At 73.1% G+C, this 5,604-nt stretch carries 5 protein-coding genes and 1 riboswitch; of the genes, 3 read left to right on the forward strand and 2 right to left on the reverse strand.

Annotated elements, in window-relative coordinates; translation table 11 throughout:
* The coding region (locus VS93_RS25810) for a serine/threonine-protein kinase (protein WP_046472454.1) at positions 1-969 on the reverse strand (969 nt) is incomplete at its 3' end.
* A gap of 250 nt (positions 970-1,219) precedes the next feature.
* Here VS93_RS25810 and VS93_RS25815 point away from each other — a divergent pair.
* Positions 1,220-1,489, forward strand: a complete 270-nt coding sequence (locus VS93_RS25815) for a DUF6504 family protein (protein WP_046472455.1) — start codon at positions 1,220-1,222, stop codon at positions 1,487-1,489.
* A 54-nt stretch (positions 1,490-1,543) separates the two neighbouring features.
* Here VS93_RS25815 and VS93_RS25820 read toward each other — a convergent pair whose 3' ends face one another.
* A complete protein-coding gene (locus VS93_RS25820) occupies positions 1,544-2,956 on the reverse strand; it encodes an amidase (RefSeq protein WP_046472456.1) in 1,413 nt (470 codons plus the stop codon).
* A gap of 225 nt (positions 2,957-3,181) precedes the next feature.
* Between VS93_RS25820 and VS93_RS25825 the strand changes: the two genes are divergently transcribed.
* Both VS93_RS25825 and VS93_RS25830 read left to right on the forward strand, forming a co-directional pair.
* Entirely contained in the window at positions 3,182-4,000 is an 819-nt protein-coding gene (locus tag VS93_RS25825; protein WP_162231719.1) for a GNAT family N-acetyltransferase, read from the forward strand.
* A gap of 62 nt (positions 4,001-4,062) precedes the next feature.
* Positions 4,063-4,190: riboswitch (cobalamin riboswitch) on the forward strand.
* 56 nt (positions 4,191-4,246) lie between these two features.
* Positions 4,247-5,604: ATP-binding protein (locus tag VS93_RS25830; RefSeq protein WP_046472458.1), on the forward strand; the 1,358-nt coding region annotated here is incomplete at its 3' end.

Below are 5,604 nucleotides of genomic sequence, written 5' to 3' on the forward strand. Positions count from 1 at the left end.
CTCCGCGGTGTCCGCGGCACCGGAGGGCCCGTTCCCGGCCGCCGCGGCTCCCGCGACCCCGGCGGCCACGCCGGGAAGCGCGGTCGAGGGCGGGGTCCAGGAGCGGGACACGGTCTGGTCGACGGTCGACTCGGCCGGGTCCTCCTGGCCGACCAGCCGGTTGAGTAGCTGCTGGGCGGTCGGCCGGTTCCCCGGTTCCTTGTCGAGCGCCCGCTGCACCAGCTCGCGCAGCCCGGGGTCGAGTCCCTCCAGGTTGGGTGCGCCGGAGCTGATCCGGTGCAGCACAGCAGGCACCGTGGGCGCGTCGAACGGAGCCTTGCCGGTTCCGGCGTAGGCGACCAGGCAGCCCCAGGAGAAGATGTCGGAGGCCGGGGTGACGTCCCCTCCGGTGATGAGTTCCGGAGCGAGGTAGGCGGGGGTGCCCATGAGCTGGCTGGAACGGGTGACGGCGCTGTCGTCGTCCATCGCCCGCGCGATACCGAAGTCGATGACCTTCGGCCCCACCGACGAGAGCAGGACGTTGGCCGGCTTCAGATCGCGGTGGATCACGCCGGCGCCGTGGATCGCGGTGAGCGCGGCGGCCACCCCCATGGAGAGGCTTTCCAGGGTTCCGCCGTCCATGGGGCCGTTGGTCTCGATCGCCTGGGAAAGGTTGGGGCCGGACACGTACTCGGAGACGATGAAGAGCGGGTCGCCGTCGAAGCGGGCGTCGAGGACCCCGGCGGTGGAGAACCGCGCGACCCGGCGGGCGGACTCCACCTCGCGGGCGAAGCGGCGGCGGAAGTTCTCGTCGTCGCTGAGGTCCGGATGGATGAGTTTGACCGCGACCAGGCGATCCGAGGCGTCCTTGGCGAGGTAGACGGTGCCCATGCCGCCGCGCCCGAGCCGCCCCTGGATCCGGTATTCGCCCAGTTCGTGCGGATCGCCCGTACGGAGGGACTTGGCGCGCTCGTGCCCGTTCGACGTCACTGTGATGGATTCCTTCGGGGGTCGCGTGATTCGCGCATCACAGCGTACCGAGAACCGGGTGCTCCCACATCACGGCCGCTTGCGGGAAGGCGGCCTCGCCGCCTATCACGCGACACGGCCGTAATGCGTGGCCGGGATCCGGCGACTTCCGATATGATTCGAATGCATGTTCGAAAGCCTGTTCTTCCCCGCAGGCCGATCCGGTGTCCGCGTGCCCGGAACAGGCGCGGATTGTGAGGGGAGTCGATAGGTGGGGCGGATCTACGGTGTGCCGATCACGGTCTGCGAGCAGGATGGACGTCCGGTGCGTTTCACATGGGAGGGGCGGCTCTTCGTGGTGCGGCGGGTCATCGACCACTGGGTGAGCCTGCGCTCCGACTGGACGCCCGCGGTGCAGCCCCGGCAGCCCGAACGCGCTTATTGGCGGGTCAAGGCGGGGGTCCAGCGCGCCCCCGGCGTCTACGAGCTCCAGCACGACGCCAGGGCCGGCGAGTGGCTGCTCGCCCGGGTCTGGGACTGAGCCGGGCCGCGCGGCGTGTGCTGTGTCCCGGGCCGGCCCGGGACACAGCACCGGCTACACCGGCGGCCGCCGCGTCCCGAAGCCGGTGGCCTGCTCGAAAGCATGGCCGATTTCCAGCACCCGCCGTTCGGCCAGGTGCGGCCCGACGATCTGCAGGCCCACCGGTAACCCCTCTTCGGTGAAGCCGGCCGGGACCGAAAGCGCCGGGGCGCCGGTCACCGAGATGACGTAGCACGACCGCATCCAGTCCAGATACGTCGGCTGCGGCCGGCCGTCGATGTCGGTGGGGAACTCCAGCGCGGCGTCGAACGGGATGACCTGGCTGACCGGCAGCAGCAGCGCGTCGTAGCGTTCGAAGAACTCCCGCATCCGGTGGAAGACCCGCGTGCGCAGATGTTCGGCCCGGGCGACGTCGGCGCCGGCCAATTCGCGGCCCTCCCTGATGTTCCATGCGACGCTGGCCTTGAGCTGACCCCGGTGCGTGTCGAGGAGGGGGCCAAGCTGCGCCTCGAACCGCCACGCCCGCAGCGTGCGGAACGCCTCGTCGGCGCCGCTGAGGTCGGGTGCGGCCTCCTCGACGTCGCACCCCAGCCCGGTGAGGACGTCCAGTTGCGGGGTGAGCGTATCGAGCACGGCCCGCTCGCAGTCGAACTCCCCGCCCAGGTCGGCGGACCACGCCAGGCGCAGCCCCCGCAGATCGGTTCCGAGCGGACCGGCGACGGCGGCCCCCGGCTCGTCGAGCGCGAGCGGGCTGCGGGGGTCGGGTCCCGCGAGGACGGACAGCAGCAGGGCGGTGTCGCGGACGTCGCGGGCCAGGGGGCCCTGGACGGACAGCGGGGACCAGGCCATCGGGTCGGGAAAGGAGGGGACACGCCCGGGGGACGGGCGCAGGCCCACGACGTTGTTGAAGGAGGCCGGGTTGCGCAGTGAGCCGCCCAGGTCCGAGCCGTCGGCGAGCACGTGCAGCCCGCAGGCCAGAGCCGCCGCGGCGCCGCCGCTGCTCCCGCCGGCGGAGCGGGTGGTGTCGTAGGGGTTGCGCGTGGTGCCGAAGACCGGGTTGAAGGTGTGCGATCCGGCGGCGAACTCGGGGGTGTTGGTCTTGCCGATCGTGATCGCCCCGGCGGCGCGCATGCGTTCGACGACCAGTTCGTCCCGTTCGGGGACGTGGTCGGCGTAGAGAACGGAACCGAAGGTGGTGCGCACGCCCGCGGTCTCGTGCGTGTCCTTGTGCGCGACGGGCAGGCCGTGCAAAGGACCGACCTCGGCCCCGAAGGCCAGGCGCTGGTCGGCGTCCTCCGCCTCGTCCAAAGCCTGTTCGGCGCAGAGGGTGACAACGGCGTTGATGTCCGGGTTGACCGCCTCGATGCGCTCCAGATGCGCCTGGACCACCTCGCGTGCCGAGATCTCGCGTTCGCGGATCATCCGTGCGAGCTCCCGGGCGGAACAGTAGGCCATGTCCTCGTGCATCGTGGCCTTCGCATAGTGGGCGGACAAGTCGCACCCAATCACACCGTGGCGGAAACGCGGTGGCAAGGAGGCGAACGCGGATCCGTTCCGGCCCGGGGCCCGCGGGTCGGGCGCGGGGGACACCGTTCCGCGTTCCACGCCCGGCCGGCCGGAGCCGGCCACCGCCGCCCGGAAGCCGCGGAGGGAACGACCGCCGGACGCCGCGGGGTTAACGTTGGTGCCGTGGTGCGGGAGCTGGCAGCGGAGGCCGACAACGTCGGTGCGGAATTCTGGGCGCTGGGCGGAGAGACACGGATGGTCGACGGAGTCCGGTGCGTCCGCAACCGGAGCGTCCCGCTGGTCGGCGACTGCAACTTCGTCAGCGGGCTCATCGGGGAGGACCCCGCTGAACTCGCCCGGACCCTGGCCAAGGCGTCCGAGTGGATCCGCAGCCCGCGCGTGCGGGTGTGCGTCGGCCCCGACACCGCGGCGCCGACCGAGGCGGCGCTGCTGCTCGCCGGCTGGCGGGCGGCAGGGCCCCGGCTGGACCTCGTCCTGACCGGGGCCTGTCCGCGGCCGGAGAGCCCAGGGGCCGCCATCCGTCCCGCCACCACGGAGGCCGACTGGCGCCGTATCGCGGCGATGTTCCGCCTCGACCACGAGGAGGAGGACCGCAAGGACGGCCGGAGACCGCGCACCCGCGGGGAGACGGAGCAGGCCATCCTGGCCCGCCGGATGAAGACGCCCGATGTGCGCTACTGGATCGCCTGGGACGGCGGTGCCCCCGCCGGTTTCTTCTCCTCCTGGCCGCGCGACGGCGGAACAGCCATGGTCGAGGACCTGTTCGTGCACCCCGCTCACCGCGGCCGCGGCATCGCCGGGGCGCTGCTGCACCACGCCGTCACCGACGCCCGCTCCCAGGGGGCCGAGGCGGTGCTGATCCGGGCCGACGCCGACGACTGGCCCAAGGACTTCTACCACCGGCGCGGTTTCCGGCCGGTGGCCGCACCCCGCTGCTACTCGCCGCCCGCGGGCCACCAGGCCGGAGCCGCGCGAGGCGGCTGAGCGGCGTGTGCCATTCTGGGAGGCGGTGCCGACGTCGGCGGCGGGGGCCACTCGCCGCCGGGCAGGAACCCGGTGCGAATCCGGGACGGTCCCGCCACTGTGACCAGGAAGCGAGCCCGCGACCAGCGCCACTGCCGGTGAGCCGGTGGGAAGGCGGCGGGCGAGCGGCGATCTGGAAGTCAGGAGACTGCGCGGCACCATGACCGACCCCTATGGGCGTGGACTCCCGAGGAAGGAATGACCCGCGTGAGCGCTTCCGCTCGCTACCCCTTCAGCGCGGTCGTCGGTATGGACGACCTCAAACTGGCCCTGCTGATCAACGCCGTGTCCCCGGCGGTCGGCGGCGTCCTGGTGCGCGGAGAGAAAGGGACCGCGAAGTCGACCGTCGTGCGCGGCCTGGCGGCGCTGCTGCCCGACCTCGACGCCGTGTCCGGGTGCCGTTTCGCCTGCGACCCCGCCGGCCCGGACCCCGACTGCCCCGACGGCCCGCACGACGGCGGGACCGCCGCCGAGGAACGTCCCGCCCAGCTCGTGGAGCTGCCCGTCGGCGCCAGCGAGGACCGCCTGGTCGGCTCGCTCGACATCGAGCGGGCGCTCACCGAGGGCGTCAAAGCCTTCGAACCGGGACTGCTCGCCGCCGCCCACCGCGGCGTGCTCTACGTCGACGAGGTCAACCTGCTCCACGACCACCTCGTTGACCTGCTGCTCGACGCCGCCGCGATGGGCACCTCCCACGTCGAGCGCGAAGGCGTCTCCGTGCGGCACGCCGCCCGCTTCCTGCTGGTCGGCACCATGAACCCCGAGGAGGGCGAACTGCGCCCCCAGCTCCTCGACCGCTTCGGCCTCACTGTCGAGGTGGCCGCGTCGCGCGAACCCGCCGAACGCGCCGAGGTGGTGCGCCGCAGGCTCGCGTTCGAGGCCGACCCCGGCGCCTTCGCCGCCGAATACGCGGACGGGGAGGCCGGACTGGCCGAGCACATCCGCGCGGCCCGCAAGCGGCTGCCGGACGTCGTGCTGACAGACACCGCGCTGCGCCAGGTGACCGCGGTGTGCGCCGCCTTCGAGGTCGACGGGCTGCGCGCGGACATCGTCACCTCCCGCGCGGCGATGGCGCTCGCCGCCTGGCGCGACCGCATCGAGGTCACCTCCGAGGACGTGCGCGACGCCGCCCGGCTGGCCCTGCCGCACAGGCGTCGGCGCGACCCGTTCGACGCCCCGGACCTGGACGAGGACCGCCTGCAGGACGCGCTCGACCAGGCGGGTGATGCGGACCCAAAAGACCCTGAGGACTCTCCGGAGGAGACGGGGAGTCCCGAGGGGGGCGATCCCGGCGACGGCGGTTCCGACGGCCGCCCGGACACCGGGGCCGGGAGCGGCGACGCCGGACCCAATGACGCCCCCGCTCCCGGGGAGGACCCCGGAAGCGGCGGCGAGAGCGCTCCCGAAGGCTCCGGGACCGACGGTGCGGCTCCGGAGCAGGGCGGGAGCGGCGGTACCGGCGAGACCAGCGCCGAGGCGGGCGAGACCTACCGGCCGCGGCTGTTCAGCGTCTCCGGTGTCGGGGCCGGGGCCCCCGGCCGCCGGTCCCGCTCCGAGACGCCCTT

This window comes from Allosalinactinospora lopnorensis (assembly GCF_000981225.1).
GTDB lineage: Bacteria > Actinomycetota > Actinomycetes > Streptosporangiales > Streptosporangiaceae > Allosalinactinospora > Allosalinactinospora lopnorensis.

Coding starts and splice junctions, on each gene's coding strand:
- VS93_RS25820 (WP_046472456.1), bottom strand. CDS start 2,956: ATGCACGAGGACATGGCCTACTGTTCCGCCCGGGAGCTCGCACGGATG.